General features: G+C 54.9%; 16 protein-coding genes. 5 read left to right on the plus strand and 11 right to left on the minus strand.

The window, feature by feature from the left end; translation table 11 throughout:
- Nucleotides 1-49 precede the first annotated feature (49 nt).
- The gene (locus tag E1H13_RS08390; RefSeq protein WP_169612957.1) at nucleotides 50-637 is read left to right on the plus strand and encodes a Uma2 family endonuclease; all 588 of its coding nucleotides are present in this window, start codon (nucleotides 50-52) and stop codon (nucleotides 635-637) included.
- Between the two features lie 40 nt (nucleotides 638-677).
- Here the strand turns inward: E1H13_RS08390 and E1H13_RS08395 are convergent, their stop codons facing one another.
- The 6 genes from E1H13_RS08395 to E1H13_RS08420 form a co-directional block, all read right to left on the minus strand.
- Nucleotides 678-1034 (minus strand): PIN domain-containing protein, encoded by a 357-nt coding sequence (locus E1H13_RS08395; protein ID WP_169612958.1) that lies wholly within the window; start codon nucleotides 1032-1034, stop codon nucleotides 678-680.
- Complete coding sequence (locus E1H13_RS08400) at nucleotides 1031-1294, minus strand: hypothetical protein (protein WP_169612959.1); 264 nt, start codon at nucleotides 1292-1294, stop codon at nucleotides 1031-1033. Before E1H13_RS08400 ends, E1H13_RS08395 begins: the two co-directional genes overlap by 4 nt.
- Before the next feature lie 145 nt (nucleotides 1295-1439).
- Nucleotides 1440-1610, minus strand: a complete 171-nt coding sequence (locus tag E1H13_RS08405) for a hypothetical protein (protein WP_169612960.1) — start codon at nucleotides 1608-1610, stop codon at nucleotides 1440-1442.
- Between the two features lie 101 nt (nucleotides 1611-1711).
- On the minus strand, nucleotides 1712-1951 hold the full coding sequence (locus tag E1H13_RS08410) for a CopG family transcriptional regulator (protein WP_169612961.1): 240 nt from the start codon (nucleotides 1949-1951) through the stop codon (nucleotides 1712-1714).
- Nucleotides 1952-2123: 172 nt separating this feature from the next.
- A complete protein-coding gene (locus tag E1H13_RS27225) occupies nucleotides 2124-2387 on the minus strand; it encodes a PIN domain-containing protein (protein WP_240966539.1) in 264 nt (87 codons plus the stop codon).
- Between the two features lie 189 nt (nucleotides 2388-2576).
- On the minus strand, nucleotides 2577-6092 hold the full coding sequence (locus E1H13_RS08420; RefSeq protein ID WP_169612962.1) for a filamentous hemagglutinin N-terminal domain-containing protein: 3516 nt from the start codon (nucleotides 6090-6092) through the stop codon (nucleotides 2577-2579).
- A gap of 309 nt (nucleotides 6093-6401) precedes the next feature.
- Here E1H13_RS08420 and E1H13_RS08425 point away from each other — a divergent pair, with 309 nt between their 5' ends.
- On the plus strand, nucleotides 6402-7229 hold the full coding sequence (locus E1H13_RS08425; protein WP_169612963.1) for a trypsin-like peptidase domain-containing protein: 828 nt from the start codon (nucleotides 6402-6404) through the stop codon (nucleotides 7227-7229).
- Between the two features lie 173 nt (nucleotides 7230-7402).
- On the opposite strand, the gene E1H13_RS08430 is transcribed toward E1H13_RS08425, so the two are convergent.
- The gene (locus tag E1H13_RS08430) at nucleotides 7403-8497 is read right to left on the minus strand and encodes an Rpn family recombination-promoting nuclease/putative transposase (protein WP_169612964.1); all 1095 of its coding nucleotides are present in this window, start codon (nucleotides 8495-8497) and stop codon (nucleotides 7403-7405) included.
- A 205-nt stretch (nucleotides 8498-8702) separates the two neighbouring features.
- Between E1H13_RS08430 and E1H13_RS08435 the strand changes: the two genes are divergently transcribed.
- Entirely contained in the window at nucleotides 8703-10547 is a 1845-nt protein-coding gene (locus tag E1H13_RS08435) for a CHASE2 domain-containing protein (RefSeq protein WP_169612965.1), read from the plus strand.
- A 163-nt stretch (nucleotides 10548-10710) separates the two neighbouring features.
- Nucleotides 10711-11520, plus strand: a complete 810-nt coding sequence (locus tag E1H13_RS08440) for a DUF928 domain-containing protein (protein WP_169612966.1) — start codon at nucleotides 10711-10713, stop codon at nucleotides 11518-11520.
- Nucleotides 11521-11523: 3 nt separating this feature from the next.
- Here the strand turns inward: E1H13_RS08440 and E1H13_RS08445 are convergent, their stop codons facing one another.
- From E1H13_RS08445 to E1H13_RS08460, 4 genes are all read right to left on the minus strand, one after another.
- Nucleotides 11524-14187, minus strand: a complete 2664-nt coding sequence (locus E1H13_RS08445; protein ID WP_169612967.1) for a CHAT domain-containing protein — start codon at nucleotides 14185-14187, stop codon at nucleotides 11524-11526.
- Nucleotides 14188-14697: 510 nt separating this feature from the next.
- Complete coding sequence (locus E1H13_RS08450) at nucleotides 14698-14847, minus strand: hypothetical protein (protein ID WP_169612968.1); 150 nt, start codon at nucleotides 14845-14847, stop codon at nucleotides 14698-14700.
- Nucleotides 14848-14892: 45 nt separating this feature from the next.
- Entirely contained in the window at nucleotides 14893-15237 is a 345-nt protein-coding gene (locus E1H13_RS08455) for a hypothetical protein (protein ID WP_169612969.1), read from the minus strand.
- Between the two features lie 295 nt (nucleotides 15238-15532).
- Nucleotides 15533-17668, minus strand: a complete 2136-nt coding sequence (locus tag E1H13_RS08460; RefSeq protein WP_169612970.1) for a S8 family serine peptidase — start codon at nucleotides 17666-17668, stop codon at nucleotides 15533-15535.
- Between the two features lie 524 nt (nucleotides 17669-18192).
- Between E1H13_RS08460 and E1H13_RS08465 the strand changes: the two genes are divergently transcribed.
- Nucleotides 18193-19692, plus strand: coding sequence for a filamentous hemagglutinin N-terminal domain-containing protein (locus tag E1H13_RS08465; protein ID WP_169612971.1), 1500 nt, complete (start codon nucleotides 18193-18195; stop codon nucleotides 19690-19692).
- Nucleotides 19693-19738: the final 46 nt, after the last annotated feature.

Below are 19738 nucleotides of genomic sequence, written 5' to 3' on the forward strand. Positions count from 1 at the left end.
CGATCAAATAACCGTTTGCTCAACAGCGTCACCCCTGGGTATACCAACGATGACGGCCACAACGCAAAAACTGACCTTTGAGGATTACCTTGCCTATCACGATGGGACAGATACCCGCTATGAACTCGTCGATGGGGAACTGGTGCCCATGAGTCTGGGGACTGGCCAGCATGGCAGGATCATCGAGTTTTTGAATGACCAATTTCGGGACGAAATTAAACGCCAGCAGCTACCGTGGACCGCTAAAGCCATGATGGTGGGGGTGCAGTCGCCTCGCGGTAGGCGCTGGGACACCTCCCGGATTCCTGATGTGACGATTTTACCCCTAGGGCAGTGGGACGCCATGGCTGATCGTGAAGCTGTCATTCGCCTACATGAACCGCCACCCTTGCTGGTGGTCGAAGTGGTAAGCGACTCCACCGAAGCCGATGACTACCGCTCTAAGCGCTCAGAATATGGGCTATTGGAAATTCCTGAGTACTGGATAGTGGATTCGTTAGACAAAAAAGTAACCCTGTGTGTGTTAGACCACCAGTTCTATGACTCCACGGAGGTTTGGGCCGATCAGCAGATTCAGTCGCCCACACTGCCGGGGCTGCACCTCAGTACCAATCAAATTCTGGCTGGCAAACTGTAACAGAGTGGGACATAGCGTCAACTCACTACTGGCTCAACAGTTAGAAAGCTGGCTCATAGCAAATTACCATCCGTTTCAGCTTGGGCTTGTAACCAAATTGCAAGTCTGAACAGTCAGTAAGTTCTAGGAGGGCTTCCCCTAGGGACTCAATCTGCGCTAAGGAGAGGGTATAGGTGAGCAAATCAGTCAGCAGAGTTTGTGCCTGGGTTGGGGTTGGCCGAGGCTTAACCGGCAATCGGGTGATAACGCTATACACCTCGGCCAGGCTATGGGTGGAGATGTAAGCTGTGGTTTGGCGCTCTTTGGCCGCTTTGAGGTAGGGGTAACAAAGCTCATGGCAGGGATGAGATGGAACTAAAGCCGGAACCAGTACCGATGAGTCCAGTAGAATTTTCACAGAGAAAGCAACTTTTGTAGCCGTTCTTCTCGCGTCTGGCTGACCAGATCGGCTAAGGCAGGCTCGTCTAGTGGCCCTGTTTCAATCACCAGCACACCCCCTTTACGGCAAAGCTTGGGCTCTACCGGGTGATCGACGATCAACTCAGACGCCACACCTGCTTCAGCCTGACTAATTTCGGCTAAAAGAAACTGCATGGCTTGAAGTTTCTCAACCCGCGATAGCTCCCGCAGGGCAGGTGAAAGGTCCACAAGGGTCATGAGCGTTATCTCTGCAATGCTTACTGTCCTTAGGTAGGCACCTAACTATCCTGATCATACCTTGACCCTAGAACCCAGGGTTCTGCCTCAACCTTTGCCGCCCGCCAAGGTCTACCGCTAGAACCCTGGGTTCTGGCGCACCACCCTACTCACAGGCATGGCTGAGCACTAGGCGGCCATCGGGGAGCTGGTAGACACCGTCGGGTTCTTGCAGGGTGGCAGTGGGTTCGGCCAGGGTGCGGACGGTGCCGGTGGGGTAGGTGGAAATGCCGCTGTCCCCCGGGCGCTGGGGCAGACCCCCACTGCCAGTAACCACGAAGTCGCCGAGGCTGTCGTCGGTGCGGGCGATGCAACTGCCGGTAGTGAAGGTGGAGGGATCGATGATGATTTCTTTCAGAGAGGTGAGGCTGTTGAGCTCTACAAAAGTTCATCCCCTGGTAGCGGCTCAACATCCGGCACTCGTGCCAAAATTTGTGCAAACTGCTCCTCATCAGCTTTTTCAGCATAATGACGCAGTAGGCGCTCGGTTCTAGCGGCTCCAACTTTCTCTGAAATAGCTGCTACTAACCACTGATCAAGCGAAACATCATTTTCATTGGCTAATTGGCTAATTTCTTCCAGCAAGTCATTAGGTAACAACAACGTATAAGAACTCATTGAGCTAACTCTCCCCTAACCTATGCCTATGTACTAACTCTTGTGGTCTAATCACATCAAGGCCAAATTTCCGCGCCGCAGGTAGAAAATCTTGAGCATTGAAGGTTACAATCGCGTCGGCCCGGGCATTAATGGCACAGTCCAGCACTCTCTCGTCATCCGGATCCGAGAGTTATGGACGCCATGTAAAGTAAATGGGTACTGGCATCAAGTGAGACGCTAGCATCGCTAAAACCACTTCTATTTCATTATTATCAGTCCAGAAATTTTTGAGGTTCGCATCTCGGCGCAGCACATCGCCATATTCTAAAAATAATGCTTCTGACACGGCACCGCTCATTAACCTACGGCTGAGAGCCGATAGAACGACAAAGCTTGCTCCACGACGAGATCTAAGGGCAGCTACCCAAACGTTAGTATCAAAAACGTAGAGCATAGGCAGTGAGCAGGCTAGTCAAGGGTTTTTGAGGCAACATACTGCTGATGGCTCTTATGTCAGGCATCAAACCACTTTAATTTCCTAGCTTTCAGTATACCTTGGCCATCATAGAGCCCAGGGTTCTAGCGACAGACCTCGGTGTTTAGCAAAGGTTAGGGCAGAACCCTGGGATCTGGCGCAGCAACCTTACTCGCAGGCGTGGCTGAGCACCAGGCGGCCATCGGGGAGTTGGTAGACGCCGTCGGGTTCTTGCAGGGTGGCGGTGGGTTCGGTAATGGGGCGGACGGTGCCGGTGGGGTAGGCGGAAATGCCGCTGTCGCCGGGGCGCTGGGGTAGGCCACCGCTGCCGGTGATCACAAAGTCGCCGAGGCTGTCGTCGGTGCGGGCGATGCAACTGCCAGCGGTGAGGGCGGCGGTGTCGATGATGGTGTCGGCTAGGGAGGTGAGGCTGTTTTCGATGAAGCTGCTGTCGCCCACAATGATTTGCCCCGATTCAACGGCACCACTGGCGTTAACATCCACGCGATCGTTGTTAATCAAGTCAAATAGTTCTTCACGGGTGAGGGAGCCAGAGCCAATGTTGGCGTTTTGGCCGAAGAAGGTGGTGCGGCTGAGGTCAATGTTGCCGCCGCGACCATCGGCGGAAAAGGCAAGGATGTCGCTGTCGTCTAGGGCAATGACAAAATCGGCAATGATGGTGATATTGCCACCACTGCCTTCTCCAAAGGCAACCGCAGTCAAAATATCGCTGTTGTTTCTAAGAATTAGGTTCCCTGCTTGAATATCAATTTGCCCACCGGAGGTTTCTAGCGCAAATGAGTCAATTGTTCCATTGACAACTCGCATTCGACCATCGACGTTAATCACCACATTCCCCGCATCGCCCGTGCCCTCGGTGCTGGTACTCAGTCGTGCCCCATTGGTCACAGCTAGAGAACCTGTAGTAACCACCACGTCTCCACCAGCTCCCACAGCCCCGAATTCGACGGTGCTAAAGGCAGCACTAGGAAACTGACCATCGTTGCTGGTGCCATCAAAGAGGATAGTGTCGCGGGCGTCTATATCTACCCTTCCTGCATCTCCAATACCTCTAGTGTCGGTAATAAGCTGTGCTCCGTTAGTTACTGTCAAGGAGCTAGTGCGAATCACTAGGTTCCCTCCAGTACCTGATGCTGTAGACGCGACGTTGCTAAAGACAGTGCTGTTATTGTCAAATACAGCGGCACCGCGGACATCTATATCTACATGTCCTGCATCTCCAATGCCTAGTGTTGACGATGTAAGGGTTGCACCACTACTCACTTGTAGCAAATTGGCTGAAATCGTGATGCCTCCTGCTTGGCCCGTTCCCTGACGTTCGACACGAGTCACGACACCACTAGGAAATTGGCCATCATCACTTCTACCGTCTAAGATAACGCTGCCATGGGCCTCGATTTTCACATTGCCTGCATCCCCAAAACCTGCAGTACTAGTATTGAGTCTAGCTCCATTTGTGATCGTCAGGGAGCCGGTGCTAATAAGCACATTACCCCCCACTCCTTCTGCCATAGGTCCAACACGGCTAAAGGTAGCACTACGAAATCGGCCATCAGTGCTAGTTCCATCAAAGACAACGCTATCGCGGGCCTCGATTTCCACATTGCCCGCGTTCCCAGTGCCAAAGGTGTTGGCATTGAGTCCCGCCCCATTAGTAACTATCAGAGAGCCGGTGCGAATAATCACACTACCCCCTGTTCCCTCCGCTGCAGCTCCGACATCGCTAAAAGCAGCACTAGATAATTGACCATCAGCACTAGTTCCATCAAAGACAACGCTATCGCGGGCCTCAATTTCCACATTGCCTGCATCACCTATGCCAGCAGTAATAACTTGCAGTTGTGCCCCGTTAAACAATGCGAGAAAGCCAGTACGAATTACTACATTACCTCCTGCCCCCTCTGCCTCAGGCCCGACATCGCTAAAAGCAGCACTAGGTAATTGACCATCAGCACTAGTTCCATCAAAGACAATGCGATCACGAGCCTTGATTTCTACATTTCCCGCATTACCGGTGCCATCAATACTAGATTGCAGCTGTGCCCCGCCAAAAAGCTCCACATTTGTAGCGACAATTCGGATATTTCCTCCAGTTCCCGTTACGCCTGCTGCTAAGTTACTAGCCGCCACCGTCCGACGAGTTTGCCGTTCAAAGCGAACTGTATTACCTGCATTAATCACCACATCGCCTACGACTCCAGCTCCTGTAGTCTGAATTGAGCTATTAGTCACTACAACATTATTTCGAGCATCAAGATATACGACTCCTCCTTGACCACCAAAACCTCGCGCATCAATGCCAACATTAGCAAGTCCCTGTCCGGTAACCAAAATGTTGCCTCTAGATAGTCTTGCGTTAGGCTGGTATCGAGTAGTGAGCAGCACTAGCCCATTTGGTGCAGCCATCAACACATCGCCAACGGTAATATCGCCATTAGTCGGCACAGTCGTGGCATCCAGTCCCAATAGAATGAAGGCCGGATCGAGGCCAGTGATATTGCCTGGAGGCACCAGCCCAATCGCTTCAGGAGACACCCCAGCCCGCACGTCCAAGGTCGGCTGAGCCCCCCCGTCGATCTCAACTACAGTGCCATCGGAGAGAGTAATCGTTTCTCGCAGAAAATCAACGCCCAGTTCCCCAGGGTCAGCATCGGTAATAATTGCCGTACCAATATTGACTGAGCCCCCCGCAAGGATGTGGAGGGATCCCCCGCTATAGCCAAGCAACTCCACATCACCCAGGGCACGAATCACCGGGTCGATGGGGCTGAACAGCTCCCCCAAAGAATGATCTAGAGTTTCCACCCGAAAGCTGCCGCCGCTCCAGTAGTGGGCATCGCCTGCTACGGGGTTCCCAGATCGCAGCACCATATCCCCATGGCTATACAACCCACTATCCCCATGGCTCAACGCCACAATATCCACCAATTCATTCCCCTGCACCAGCAGGGCACCCCCCGCAAACCCCACAAACGGCGTATCTGCCGTATCGCGAATCTGCACCGTATCCAACCCCAGCAGCGTCAAGTCGCCCCCCGCCGCCACCTGCCCCTGCAAATCCAGATTATTCGCCGCCAGGGTCAGATTCCCCTGCGCCGCCAGTTGGCCCCGGTTCTGGATATCCCCAGAGGCATCGCTCAGGTAGTTGCTAAACAACGCACTGGGGTGCACGGTCAGCAAACTGCTCTGCTCCGGTTCTGTGGCGCTGTAGATCCCATCCCCCAGGGGGATCGCCTCGGCGGTGCTGGCATAAAACGAGCCCTGAATATCCAGGGTGGCATTTTCGCCAAACACAATCCCATTGGGGTTAATCATAAACAAGTCCGCGGCCCCATCTACCCCCAGGGTGCCGAAAATATTGGATGGATTGCCTCCCGTTACCCGGCTAAGAATCGATTCAATCCCCGCCGGATTGGCAAAATACACCCGCTGGCCGTCATCAATGTTGAACTCTAGAAAACTGTGAAACAGGTTGCCATCGCGCACTGCCCCCCCTTCAATCAGTTCGGCCTCGGCCCCCTGCACCATCTCTGGGGTCACCACAGACCCCTCTGCTCCCAAGGTGGCATCGGGGGTAATCTGGGCCAGGGTCGGCAAAGGTGCGGCCAGGCACAGCCAGGGAGCAAGCAGGCTAGCAACGTACCACGGGCGAGGGACAAACATAGACACGGTGAAAGCAGACAGCAAGAATGGCCCAAAGTTATCACATTGGCCTGCCAACCATTCGCCCTTGTGACATAAACGTTAGCTTCATTCAAGTAGATGAACAAAAGTAAATTTGGTCAGCATGGCTGGTTTCGACGGATCAACTGGCTGATTCAAGTCAGATAACTTGGCAGATTTCAGCATCGCATCTGGCTGGTTTTAGGAATGACTGCTGTCGTGGGTTTCCCTAAGCTGAAATCAATCGGTTCTAAACCAGCCGATTGCTCCTTACACAATTCACGATGATCCATTCTTAAGAGGGTCCCCATGAAACAAGCATTTGTACGGTTCATGAGTTCTGGTTTGCTGGCCACAACCTCAGTACTGGCCTTAGGGTTGGTGGCGCCCAACTTGCCGAAGTCGGCGCAACTCTCTCATTGGCTTCCTAGCAGTAATGCATTGGCCTCAACTTCATCTGCAACAGCGGCATTAACACCAGCTGAAATCTATGAGCAGGTGAACCCTGCAGTGGTAACAATAGTTTTGCTCGATGAAGACCAAAATCTTTTGAGTCATGGCAGTGGGTTTATTGTCCGTGCCGACGGCTTAATTATGACCAATGCCCATGTCGTCAGTGCAGACCACGCTGCTGTTGGTGTTGTTTTGGCTGATGGTTCCAGCTATCTAGCCGATATCGTCGGCTTTGACCGCCAAGGCAACGATCTGGCTGTCGTAGAGTTACGCGGAACTCATCAGCTACCTGTGGCGACCCTGGCGGCATCCATTGGTGAGAGCCGGATTGGCGATGCCGTTTACGCCATTGGTTCACCCCAAGGCATTCGTAATACCCTGAGCAGCGGCATTATCAGCAATATTTTGGCTGATCAAACAGAAGTCATGCACAGTGCAGCCATCAACCCCGGCAATTCTGGTGGGCCTTTGGTCAACAACCAGGGTCAAGTGATTGGTATTAATACCAGGATGCTGGGCGCACCTGTGACGTCCTCTGAGGGCAATGTAATTGGTACAGCCCGCACGACCAACGGTATGGGGATTGCGATTACAGCGGACGAAATTAGGACGTTTATGACCGTGGTGCGCCTAGGGATGGCCGCACCTACCCCCCGCTCGGAAAGGGTTGTTAGTCATCGATAAAGACTCTCGCAGCTAGCGGTAATGCTGCCCCGCGTGTGTGCCCCAGTCGCCTTTATTGTCCTCGTTCCCATGCTCTGCGTGGGAACGCTTCCCGGCGGCTCAGCCTCTCTCCGTGGGCGGCAGGCGAGATGCTAGCGCTACTTGACTACCGGCTCAAAAGGCAAACAGCTGACTCAGGGCAGACTATCACTATCATCCGTTTCAGCTTGGGCTTGCAACCAAGCGATAAAGTCGGACTCATCAGCCCAGTCTGCCAAGGCCACCTGTAGCTCAGCCAACTGCTCCAAAGAGAGGGCCTGTACCGCTGCCACAGACGGGGGGGACAAGGTTGCTAATTGAGTCGTTAACTGCTCCACGATCACCGCCTGTCGCTGCTGCTGCTGCGCTAGCCAGGTTTGCAAGTCGGAGCGGTCGGTAAACTCTAACAGAGCCTCCCCCAGAGATTCAATCTGCGCTAAGGAGAGGGTAACCACGGCAGAGCGAATCGCCTCTGGCAAAGCCCCGACTCGACGGCTCAAGAGTCGTAGCACCAGTGCTAGCGCCTCCTGGCGCCGCCCCTCCTGGCGCCCCTCCTGTAGACCTTCCTGACGACCTTCTTGAAGTCCTTCCTGAAGTCCTTCCTGTAGACCTTCCTGCCAGCCTTCGGCTTTGATTTCTCGATAAATGACGGACTCTTGCATCAGTTCCCTCCTCAGGATTTGCTGAATCAGGCTTTTGTCTAATACTAACCCGGCCAGAATGGCGGCAGAGGCGGCGACGTTACTCTGGGTGCGGCGATCGCCAATAGTGTCTATTTCCGTCGCCACTTGACGCAATAACTGAGCTGGATCGTCGGTTTGGGTGAGTGGGGCCAGGGGTAGCAGGCCGGTTTGGTTGAGGAACAAAGCGGAGGGCTGTTCCCACAGACGCACGACTTCAAAGTCGTGGCGGGTGCCGGGCACTTCAAAGGTGGTTTGATAGACAGCCTCTGACTGAGTGGGGGTGAGGTAAATGACCACCTGGCGCATGGCCTTGTGGGGAAAGCGGCGATAGACCCGCAGGCGGTAGTCGATCATCCTGAAGGCCATGGTGGGATCGGGCCGGGCCTGAAATTCCAGGTGCAGGATGGTGTCGGGGGATTGCAGGAGAATCAATGCATCGGCGCGGATCGGCTCTAGGGAGAGTTCGGCAGGGCTGAGTTCGGTGAGGGCGATGGGTGCGCCCAACAGCCAGGTGGCAAAGTCGGCGGAAAAGGTTTCGACCAAAAATTTGCAGACGGTGTCAAACATGATGAGCAACTTACCACCAAAGCAGCCATAGAAATGGCCTAGACTGCCATTAAATGCAACCCAACTTCGACTTAAACCAACGTCAAGTCCAGACCTAGAGTTCTGCCTGCGGGAAAACTCCAGATCCCGAGCTGGACTTGGTATAGCGTAAGTCAAGATACACATTTCCACCAATCGCTATTCCACGACCTCAACAATTTTGCCCATGAAGCGCTTTGTCCCCTTTCAGCCGCTGTCATCCAGATCGCTGGCCTGGCGTCAGCTACTGCCCGGGGCAGTGGTGCTGGGGGTGATTGTCGCCCTGCGGCTGCTGGGCTTGTTTCAAGAGCTAGAGCTAAAAATGCTGGACACGCTACTGCGCTGGCGACCGGCAGAACCAACCGATGAGCGCATCTTGATTATTGGCATTGACGAAGTTGATATTCAGCAGTTGGGCACCTACCCTGTTCCTGACGGAGTCTTAGCCGAGTTAATTCAGACCCTGGAACGTCACCATCCCCGCGCCATCGGCATCGATATCTTCCGGGACATGGTAGTGGAACCAGGTCATCAGGACCTGGTGGAGACCCTGATAGCCCTGCCCCAGGCGATTGCCATTGAATACATCTTAAGCAATCCCCCCATTGCGGCCCCCGACTACCTGCCTCCAGAACAGATTGGGTTTGTGGACTTTCCCACCGACAACGACGGGTTTGTGCGACGAGCCTTACTCGGTTCCCCCGATGCCGTGGGGGAGTACCGGCTTTCTTTGGCCCTGCGGCTAGCGGAAACCTACCTGCAACCCGAAGGTATGCCCCTGACCAATGGAGTGCGGGACCCCTGGGCCAAGCGCTTTGGCGACACAGAGTTTTCTAGCATCCCCCCCCATACGGGCGGGTATGTGGGGGCTGATACCGGCGGCCACCAGGTGCTGCTGAATGGGCGCAGTGGGGCCACCCCCTTTCGCCAGGTGTCGTTGGCTGAGGTTTTGGCGGATAGTGTGGACCCCGACTGGATTCAGGACGCCATTGTGCTGGTGGGTATCACCTCCCCCAGTGTGAAAGACTTTGTTAACTCAGCGGCGGTGGTGTCTGACCATCCAGGGCAGGTGTATGGGGTGGTGATGCATGCCCATGTCACCAGTCAACTGGTCAGTGCGGTGCTGGACGATCGCCCCATGTTGCGCACCTGGCCCCAGGAATTTGAGTACCTGTGGATTATTGTCTGGGGTGGGGTGGGGATGGTGCTGATTCGGGGCCTCAAATCCCCTTCGCGCTACTTGCTGATGGTGGGGGTGATTGGCTTGGCGATCGCGGGTCTGAGCTATGGGCTACTGGTGTTGGGGGGCTGGTGGGTGCCTTTGGTGCCCACCCTGGTGGTATTTAGCCTGAACGGGCTGGTGCTGCCAGGATTTTATTTATATGACCAAACCCTGCGATCGCGGATCGAAGCCCGCCAGCGAGCCATCGATCAAACCTATACGGCCATCCACAATGGTCCGCTGCAAACCCTGGCCCTACTCCTGCGCGAGGCCGACAACCTGGATTGGCTCCAGGCGGTACCCAGGCTCCACCAGCTCAACCAGGAATTGCGAGATATCCGCGAGCGCTTGCCCGCCGACCAACGTAGGGTCGATGCGCCCCAAACTCCCCTCCACGAAGACCTATGGGAAACCTACACCGCCACCCTGCATCGGGGCCAACGGGAATTTCCAGGGCTACAGGGGATTAAGTTCCAAGTGGTGGACTTTAAACCCCTGAATGCCGACCACTTATCCGCCGACGATCGCCAGGCCCTGTGCCAATTTTTAGAAGAGGCACTGCTGAATGTGGGCAAACATGGGGTGGGGGTCAGCCGGTTGACGGTGGTGTGCCAGGCCACCACTGACGAAAACCTGATCCAAGTCACTGATAACGGCCAGGGGCAGCGCGACCACTCATCCGAACCAGGGGTAGACGGCTGGGGGACCCAACAGGCCCAGCAGTTAGCTCGACAACTGCGGGGACATTTCCAACGCCGTTTTACCGAGGCGGGTACCTGTTGCGAACTGCGCTGGCCTTCGCCGCGTTAGGCAGAAACCAGCCAGGGGCTTGGCACGTATAAGACAACCCCATGGCGCAACCACCCGCTACGGTTAAACCATCCCAACCCGGTAGCTTTGCTAATTTTTTCTGCCGACCTCGTTTCCCCTTTGTCCACTGCCATAGGATGGCATTAGCGTCAGGAGTAGACCCATGATTCAGTACTCAGGAATGCGCCGATCGACCTTAGCGATAACCTTACTGAGCCTAGGCAGCTTAACTGGGCTGTGGATGGCCGCCAGTTCCCCCAGTTGGGGGCGCACCCTACCCACTGGACCTCAGTCAGGGCCGGGGCAGGTCCTAACACAGCGGGGGAATCAGCGGGGTTATCAACCTCCCCCCAATACCCGTGCCCCTCGCCGTACCACCGGAGGAGGAACCCGAGGAGGCTGTGCTGGAGATGCCCCCATTGACCTGACTATTCTGGCACCCCAGGGCCATGTAGGCCAGACGGCAATGAGCCATCCCACCCTGGTCTGGTACGTACCGGACGACACCCCCTACGATACTGAGCTCCAGCTGTATCGGTATGCCGAGGCCCAGGGGGATGAGCTAGAGCCGATCGCAGTCTTTGACCTGGGGCCTAGCCAATCTGGCTATCAGACCTTTACCCTGCCGGATGATCAGCCGGGGCTGACGGTAGGGGAAACCTACCGCTGGAAGGTAATTGTGCACTGCTTTCCGGGGCAGCCGTCCCGGAGTGCCCTGGATGAGGCTGACCTGGTGGTGGTGGCTGATGGGGTCGATCAGCCTGCTGCTGATCCGGTGAGTCAGGCGGAACAGGCGATCGCGGCGGGGCTCTGGTACGATGCGATCGCCCTCCTCTCCCAAGCCCCCGTTTCCCCCGAGGCGGCCACCTACCGCCAGGCACTATTGGCTAATCTAGCGGCCCTGGAAGCCGAAAACCCTAACGATGACCTGTCGCTGTTTAGCGAACGGCTGCTGTACCTGGCGAATCCGTAGCGCCTAAAGCCAATTGCCCACTAAAATCAACGGTGCCCACTTGCCCGGGGTCACACTGGCCCCCCGCTGAATCGCCTGGATTTGAGCCTGCTGCAGAGCTTGGGCCTTATTCAGTTGTGGGTCTTGCAAGTAGTGATAAAAGTCCTGGACGATTTGGGCCGTGGTCAAATCGTCAGCTTGCCAAAGGGAGGCGATCGCGCTTCTAGCCCCGGCCCGAATGGCTACCCCAGCCAAGCCCAGGGTGGAGCGATCATCCCCCGCTGCGGTGTCGCAGGCGGTGAGCATCACTAAGTCAACCTGGGGATCGTTCGGACTGCTAGCCCGAATCAAGGCCTCTAACTGACCGAAGGTGACCGTCTCCCCCTGTCCGGTAATGATGAAATTCTCCTGGGGGTCGGGGCTGAACTGTCCATGGGTGGCAAAGTGCAAAATGTCGTAGGGGTGGGCTTGCAGCAAACGCTGCAAGCTGGCCTGGCTAAAGTCTGTATCCAGCAGGGCCTGGCTGCCCGGTAGTGCCGCTAACACCGAGTCCACTTCCCTGGGCACCCCTGGCAACGGTCGAAACTGACGCCCAGCGGCGACAACCGCCTGACTACTACCCAGCACGAGGGCCTGCATGTTCTCCAGGCTCAAGGCTTCTGGAGCGGTGAGGGTGAGGGCCGGGGTGGTGGCGATCGCGTATTTTTCAATCAAAAACCGCTGACCGTCATAGAGGGCGGCCATGGGCACACTGCGCAAAAAGCCATCATGGATAAAGACAAGGGTGTTAATGTCAGCGGCCTGTAAGGTGGGCTCCAGGGGCGCAATCAGTTGCTGATACAGGTGCTGAGCGATCGCGGTGTCATAGGGTTCGGTAAAGAAGGCTTCGAGCCCCAGGCGAAATTGAATCACCTGCTCTTGCAGGTCTTGGCTATGGTCGATCCAAATTAATTTGGGGGGCTGGTTGGGGATGTTGGCAATCAGGGCGGTGCGATCGGGCAGCACCACGGAGCTAATCACTGCCGTGTTGGTACTTTGGGCCAGCAGGTCAACCCGGGCCTGGGCCACTGGGGTAAGGATGCAGTCGTTGCCAAAGTAATTTTGCAACTCGGCTAGCCTTAGGGAATCGGCGGTGACCAGGGCGGCCTCAAGCAGACGGGTGGCGTCTGTGGGCGGTGACGTCCCCTGCTTCACCCCTGGGGCTACGGCCACGGGTAGGGCCGGGTCAACGGTTGAGAGTTGTAAATCAATCAGCTCTCGATAGATCGGTTCCACCGTATCTCGAAAATCGAATTGCAGGTCTTGATCGGCCACGAGAATTTCGGTGCGGATGCTCTCTAGGGTGGCTACCGCCTGCTCGTAGGCTCCCATGGCCTGTCCCCACTGTTGCTGTTGCCGGTAAATACGGCCCGCTTGCCACTGCCACAAATACAGACTATCGGCTGCCCCCAGGCCATCGGTAGCGGCCAGTTGAGCCCTTGTGGTCCAGCCCATCGCTTGGGGGAAAGCGCCTCGGCACTCATACAGGTGCCCCAGTTCGCCCAGGGCAAAGGACTCGGCCCGGCGATCGCCAATGGTGACGGCGATCGCAGCTCCCCGTTCTAGCCAGGGCTGAGCCTGGGCTAGCCAGTCAGTGCCCCCACAGCGAAAACCAACATCCATGGGTTGGTAGGATTTGCCCAGGGCGATCGCCCCGTAGGCCACCGAACGACTGGCGGGTAGTTGGGCCAGCAATGTCGCCAAGTGTTGCCGGTTCTCTTGCAAGGCGCCGCTATCCGCCTGATGGCGGTAAATTGGCAGTAGATTCAGCCGAGTTTGTAATTCCCCCAGGGGATCTTGGTGCTCCTGGGCCAGGGTTAAGCTGCGTTCGAGCACCTGCTGGGCTTCGGCTTGGCGCTGCTGGGCCTGGGCAAAGAAGTCGCTGGCAAAACCACTTAGCCCCAGTTGCTGAGCTGACTCAGCCCGCTGAGAGCTGACGCGGGCCTGGCGCTGGGCCAGGCTGCCTAAGCTGTTCAAGATGGGGACCTGAAATTGGACGTAGCCCTCGGCTTCGGCCAGGGTCAAGCCCTGCTGCAATAGCTCCTCGGCGGTGGTGTAGTTTCCCCAGAGACGATAGCTTTCCCCTAAGCTACCCAATGCCGCCACTTCCCCCAGGCGGTCTTGGTGGGTCTGGGCCAAGGCCCACGCTGACCCAGCGACGCAAGGTTGATCGGACTGATCTAGCTGGGGATGGCACAATAGCGCGATCGCCCGGCGATACTGGCCCAACCGTAAATGCACCTGGGCCTGTTCGGTCAACGTGCGACCCAGCTTAGTTGCATCCCCTAAACGGCGGTAGTGGCTAGCCGCCGCCCCCCAAGCATCCAGGGCCGCCGCCGGTTGCCCCAACTGTTGATAGGCCCGGGCCAGGTTTTCGTTAATCACCGCTTGGGCGGCCACATCAGCCGCCTGGGTATAAGCTTGCAAAGCGGATTGCCAACGGTCTATGGCTGGTTGAAAGTCCCCGTCCTGGTACAGGGCCACCCCCTCCTGAACCAACTGGGCTGGTGTAGTCCTCTGGTCGGTGCTACCCATATCAGCTATGCTGGGCCACGACAGGGTAGGATGCAGCCAAATGGTCAGGGTCAGGCTGACCAAAAAGAAAACGCCCCAAACCCGACATAGACCAAGACGGAGCAGATTTGGCATGGCAACACCATCCTTGCCGAACAGGATACAGAGAGTGACAGACTCAACGGCTACCCTTAAGCGTATCAGAGGTGCCCGAAAGAAGATTAAACTCTTAATCAGCCGATCCTTTTTTGCATGAGCAACCGGTAGGTATGATTTGAGTCCTAGAACGCCGATACAGAACCCAGGGTTCTTGGGCTGATTAGCCAGTATTTTTTTGGGTATCCGAGAGCAGAGCCCTGGGTTCTTGACCTATTGTACCGATACTCTAGCGTTGGTCTCTTGCGGCCTCTTCAAGTGAGAGTTGGAGGGTACATCCCACTTTTGCAGCCCACTCAAGAGAAGCCGCTCCGCGTCTACACCCTAAATCCCTCTCCCAGAGCGGGAGAGGGACTTTGAATCCGGCCCCCCTTCTCCCATTTTGGGAGTAGGCCGTAGGACGTGCGTAGCAGGGGCTGGGGGATGTAGAGCTTGCGCTTCCCGCAGGGTGGGCCAACTTGCATAAGTGGGATGCACTCGAGTTGGACCTTAGCCTCTAATCTTAACGCCTTTCTTGACATATTCAGCTAACGCTTCGCTGAGTTTTTCGTCAACAGTTTTTTCGGGCTTTGGAGGCTTAGAGAAACAGCCAATCGTATGAAGAATAAAAACAACAAAAAGCACAGTTAGAAATTCCATAGTCACAGACTCCTGGGGGATAACTATAGTGGAGTAATCGAGGGGCTATTGGTCGTAAACACAGACTGAAAGCTGACCAGGTCGATTACAGCCTTCCGGGCCAAATCCCATATCTAAATCACCCACGATCGTCCTTGAATTATTAGGGGCCTGAGAAAAGTTAGGAATCAGGGGCTGTGTAGCCCCGTCGCCGTAACCGCCGCCAATAATGGGAATTTCACCCTGGGTTGACTTGGGCTCAACCACTAAGTCTTCAGCGTTGAAGGATAAATTATTACGGACCAGATCTACATTTTGAGTGGCCGAAACTGGTAACGAGGAAAGACCTAAAACCGATACGTTAATCACCAGCAGCTGACCAAAGAATTTGAGAGTTTTTTGAGTTACCATGGGGGCTTTTGGATATCAACAACATCTTTACTGTATGGTTTGAGATGGTTTGATTCACTAGAGATAATTGCCAGCCTGACTTCCAGTTTTGTCTATGTTCATTGCTGAAAAGTGCAAGCTAAGTAATAGCTTGATGGCAGACCCCTGGGATCTGCCCTGGGGTTCTAGGCGGCAGCTAGTACTGCCTGGCAGAAATATAACCACCGTTGCTGAGGGTGTCAGGTATCGGCATCCCCTCCTGGGAGGGGTAGGGGTGGGTTACACAGGTGTCAGGAATGGTGGGCCGACTTATGCCTCAGAGTACTAGCTCGGGCAGTAGGGCTTGATCAAACAGGGAGGGGAGATCCCAGGTCAGGAGTGACTCTAGGGACACTGGCTCGACTAAATGGGTAGTCAAGGACTGTGGCGTCAGTTGTACCGGGCGGTCTATCGCGATCGCCCCTACCCCAGCGTCTTCATCTCCGATTTCCAGCCCTTCCTGCGTCCCCTGGGAATTAAACCCGGTCACAAAATTATGGGGATCACTGATTCTGGCAGATAAAGCCACCAGTGAGGGTTGAGACAGGGGATGGGTGGACGAGGGGATGAGTGGATGCGCTGGGGCTACCTCAGCAATGCTCTCCTGGAAGGATCCAACTATCTCAGTCAGGGGACGCAGCACTGGGCTCCAGTCACGGCTAGGGGCCATAGTCCCCGCGACCTCCGCACCAAAGGCGTTAGGGGCCAGGTAAGCCTGACCGCTCACCCGTGATAGGGCCAGGGCCTTACGCACGGCGGCATCGGCATTGACAAAGCCGTGACCGTAGATGGGGTCATAGCCGGGGGCACCCAAATCATAGGCGGTGCGGGCCAAGATACTGTGGACATCCACGGCACTTAACCCAGGATTGGCGCTCCACACCAGGGACGCCACCCCAGACACGTTGGGCGCGGCGGCAGAGGTGCCATTGAATGGTTCGGTGCCATGCTGCCACATTGGAGCATTTAGGTTATAACCAAATTGCACGTCAGACCAGCCTAATTCAGCCCGGGTAGCGATCACCTCCGACGGTCCCATTAGCGATAGGCCCCAGCCATAGTTGCTGCCCCACCACCCGGGGTAGGAGATGCGATCGCCCGGATTCGTCTCTTGGCCAAACCAATCTTGGGTGCCCCAGGAAGCCCCCACCGCGATCACATTGCTGTAAGCGTTGGCCAAAATGGCTGGATACGACAGCATTGGCGCATCATCGTTGCCTGAAGAAATCACAAACAAAGCATTGTCTTGGTTAAGGGCAATCAAACGTTCTAGAGTGGGAAAAGCCCCAATTGGGGTACCATGGTCACCCCGACTCAAACTCATATTGATCACCACTCGACGCCCTGTGGCGCGGGCATGGTCGGTCATGATTTGGGTGGCTTCGTCCAAATCCAGATCCGTTGGGTCACCGCCCAACACATCGATATTCATCACATCGGCATACCAGTTGATGCCGCTCATGCCCTGGCCGTTGTTGCTACTGGCGGCCATAATCCCCTGCACCGGCGTACCGTGGGAGGTCGATCGGCTGAAGTCGTCTTGAATATTGCCAGCGATACCATAGGTACGACTGAGGTCAATATCGCTGTGGGTCAACCCCTGGCGATTAAAGGCCAGTCCAGAATCTTGCACCCCTAGCAAGATCGAGTCACTGCCTTGGTTAAATCGCCAAGCATTGTGAACCCCCATCATGTGCAAATTCCACTGTTGACCAAACAGCGGGTCGTTGGGCAATACACTTTGATTGAAGTTATGCCAGCCTTTCTGAAATACCAGACCGTCTAACCCTTCCATTAAAATCACGTTGCCGTTACTCAAGGTCATGGCATCAAACACGCGCAAGCCATCGGCCATCTCTAGCACAACCCCACCGCCACTACTAAAAGCCGGATCCCAGCCAGTGACGTCATTAATAGAAATATGGGATAAATCGAGGATGTCCCAATACCCAGAGCCAAAGTCAACATTGCCATGGCCAGAGTAAATACTGACTTGGCTTTGGCCAGTATAGGTAAACCAATCAGCCCGTAAACTGCCTTGATAGTGGTGCACCGTGAAATCAGCCGTGCCAGCAACACTGTCAGTGGGAAAGAGACCAGTCAGGGTATCCTGGCCAGAGGCGGCGAGTATCTCTGTTTCGTTACTGTGGTAGAGGATATCGGTGAGTTGATAGTGACCAGAACGCTTGAATAGACTAAATTCAGGGGCGATCGCGCTTAAATCTACACTGGTGGTAACACTATCTAGCCAGTCATCAAGGTTGCCCCCATCGGGGAGGGCCAACTCATGGATAGATTGCGAATTGAAAAGACTACCGGCATCAGCCGACCAGGCGTCAAAGGCAATTTTCTGACTGGCTGAAAAGTCATAGACTGTTGGAAATAGGGATTGATCTTGGGTTAGGGTTTCCATGATTGTCTTGGCCTTTACACAGAGGATTGCCATTAGCATAAAAACCAAGAGAGTTGGCTTATCTAGTCATAAATGCCAACCCTATGGCAGGATTTAGACAGTCTTTTGGCCAGTAACGGAGCCCACTTATGCAGTTTTCAGCAAGCTCAAGCTGATTGAAAGGGCGTGAGCATTAGACTGGGAATTTTGAATAGGTCAGGAGGTAAGAGGCAGGAGACAGGAGGCAGGAGTCAGGAGACAGGAGCTAGTACACCAAGGCAGAAATCAACCTGCTGTTCAGGACGCTTAAAATCCTTGCGCAGCAACAATTTTTCATCTTGAACTTTGCATTTTGAATTCCGCGTAGCGGTACTAGTCCTCTGTGGCTTAAGTGGGTCAACCAGTCCTGATATCTGACACCCAGAACCTGACACCCTCAAAGGTGACCGCATTTCCTTAGCTAGTACTAGCTAAAGAATCCTAAACGGTGGCGCTCTACAGTGGGAAAGCGCTTACGATTAACCTAAGATTTCAGGGTGCACGGGATGGGCCTAGGACTCGTGGGTGGGGTAAGCCGTGGTCGGTTAGGGCTGGTTTTGAGCTTGGGAGCAGCTCTGGCTATACCCTCGGTCGCTCAGGCTCAGATCATTCCCGATAGTACCCTGGATGCCGAAGCATCTCGGGTGCTACCCCAGGCAGTAGTGGATGGTTTAGAGACCACAATCATTGAGGGCGGTGCCGCAAGGGGCCAAAATCTGTTCCATAGCTTTGCAGACTTCAATATTGATGCCGGGCAGCGGGTCTATTTTGCTAATCCTGCTGGCATTGAGGCCATCCTGAGCCGGGTGACAGGGGGCAACCCGTCCAATATTTTCGGCACCTTGGGGGTGGATGGGCCAGCGAGTTTGTTTTTGATTAACCCCAACGGGATTGTGTTTGGGGAAAATGCCAGTTTGGATATTCAGGGCTCGTTTTATGCCAGCACCGCTGAGGCGATCGCCCTGGGGGATGGGGTCTATAGCGCCACAGAACCGGAGCAGAGCAGCCTGCTGACGGTGAACCCCAGTGCCTTGTTTAGCACCTACCTGAGTGATGCCTCTGGGGATATTCAGAACCGGGGCCAACTGACGGCGCAGGGCAACCTGACCCTGGCGGCGAACAATTTGGATTTGCAGGGGCAGGTGGCGGCGGGGGGCAACCTGATGCTGCTGGGGTTGGATACGGTGCAGATTCGCGATACGGCAGATACGCCGTTTGTGGGGTTTGCGGGGGGTGACCTGCTGGTGCAGGGGAATGAGCGGGTGGATATTGTGGCGTTGGGCCACCGGGATAGCGGGTTGTATAGCTATGGGGATATGGTGCTGCGGTCTGGCAACCCCGTAGCAGGTGATGCCCACTACTGGAGCGGTGGCAGCTTTCGGGTAGAAACTCTAAATGAAGCTTTAGGTCAACTGTTTAGTCCCATTGACCCTATCATTCGTGCCCTCGGAGATGTGAATATTGAGGGGTATAGAGGTAGTTCTTTACATGTTTTGGCAGGAGGGTCAGTCACAATCGGTACTGCCTATATCTATTATCTAGCCGATTCTGGTGTTCCTGGAATCGACTTTTTGCAAGAAACATTAGTTCTAACCGATGGCACCGTTATAAGCATTGATGGTGGTGCTCAACCAACTTTAGATATTAGGGCAGGAATATCTCCTAATATAATTAGTATACCTGTAGAAAATATCACAGGTTTGGACCTGGATTTTGATCGATTTCTCGATCAAAGCTTACAACTAACTCAACCCAGCTTTTTTGATTTGCCCTCAACTGCCGACATTAGTATTGGTGATGCTTGGATAGATGCCCCTAATGGCTTAGTACTTTTAAGTAATCAATACGAGCCTAATGTAGAACTGTCTAGGGGTGACATCCTTGTTACAGGTGAAGGCTTTTGGGGAGATGGTATTTATGTTTCCAGGTTTGGAGAACAATCGGGAGCTGTGTTCATAGATTCTCGAGGTGATATGGGGTGTGATTTAAGCCGGGAAACCCTCTAAGTGAAAGGGACTGAGGGTTTGTGCTTTTAGTGACTGACGGGCAAGG

It is taken from the genome of Nodosilinea sp. P-1105, assembly GCF_012911975.1.
Taxonomy (GTDB): Bacteria; Cyanobacteriota; Cyanobacteriia; order Phormidesmidales; family Phormidesmidaceae; genus Nodosilinea.

Excerpts from the sequence above, each read along its gene's own strand:
- E1H13_RS08390 (WP_169612957.1), top strand. The coding sequence starts at position 50 with ATGACGGCCACAACGCAAAAACTGACCTTTGAGGATTACCTTGCCTAT.
- E1H13_RS08400 (WP_169612959.1), bottom strand. The coding sequence starts at position 1,294 with ATGACCCTTGTGGACCTTTCACCTGCCCTGCGGGAGCTATCGCGGGTT.
- E1H13_RS08410 (WP_169612961.1), bottom strand. The coding sequence starts at position 1,951 with ATGAGTTCTTATACGTTGTTGTTACCTAATGACTTGCTGGAAGAAATT.
- E1H13_RS27225 (WP_240966539.1), bottom strand. The coding sequence starts at position 2,387 with ATGCTCTACGTTTTTGATACTAACGTTTGGGTAGCTGCCCTTAGATCT.
- E1H13_RS08420 (WP_169612962.1), bottom strand. The coding sequence starts at position 6,092 with ATGTTTGTCCCTCGCCCGTGGTACGTTGCTAGCCTGCTTGCTCCCTGG.
- E1H13_RS08425 (WP_169612963.1), top strand. The coding sequence starts at position 6,402 with ATGAAACAAGCATTTGTACGGTTCATGAGTTCTGGTTTGCTGGCCACA.
- E1H13_RS08430 (WP_169612964.1), bottom strand. The coding sequence starts at position 8,497 with ATGTTTGACACCGTCTGCAAATTTTTGGTCGAAACCTTTTCCGCCGAC.
- E1H13_RS08435 (WP_169612965.1), top strand. The coding sequence starts at position 8,703 with ATGAAGCGCTTTGTCCCCTTTCAGCCGCTGTCATCCAGATCGCTGGCC.
- E1H13_RS08440 (WP_169612966.1), top strand. The coding sequence starts at position 10,711 with ATGATTCAGTACTCAGGAATGCGCCGATCGACCTTAGCGATAACCTTA.
- E1H13_RS08445 (WP_169612967.1), bottom strand. The coding sequence starts at position 14,187 with ATGCCAAATCTGCTCCGTCTTGGTCTATGTCGGGTTTGGGGCGTTTTC.
- E1H13_RS08450 (WP_169612968.1), bottom strand. The coding sequence starts at position 14,847 with ATGGAATTTCTAACTGTGCTTTTTGTTGTTTTTATTCTTCATACGATT.
- E1H13_RS08455 (WP_169612969.1), bottom strand. The coding sequence starts at position 15,237 with ATGGTAACTCAAAAAACTCTCAAATTCTTTGGTCAGCTGCTGGTGATT.
- E1H13_RS08460 (WP_169612970.1), bottom strand. The coding sequence starts at position 17,668 with ATGGAAACCCTAACCCAAGATCAATCCCTATTTCCAACAGTCTATGAC.
- E1H13_RS08465 (WP_169612971.1), top strand. The coding sequence starts at position 18,193 with ATGGGCCTAGGACTCGTGGGTGGGGTAAGCCGTGGTCGGTTAGGGCTG.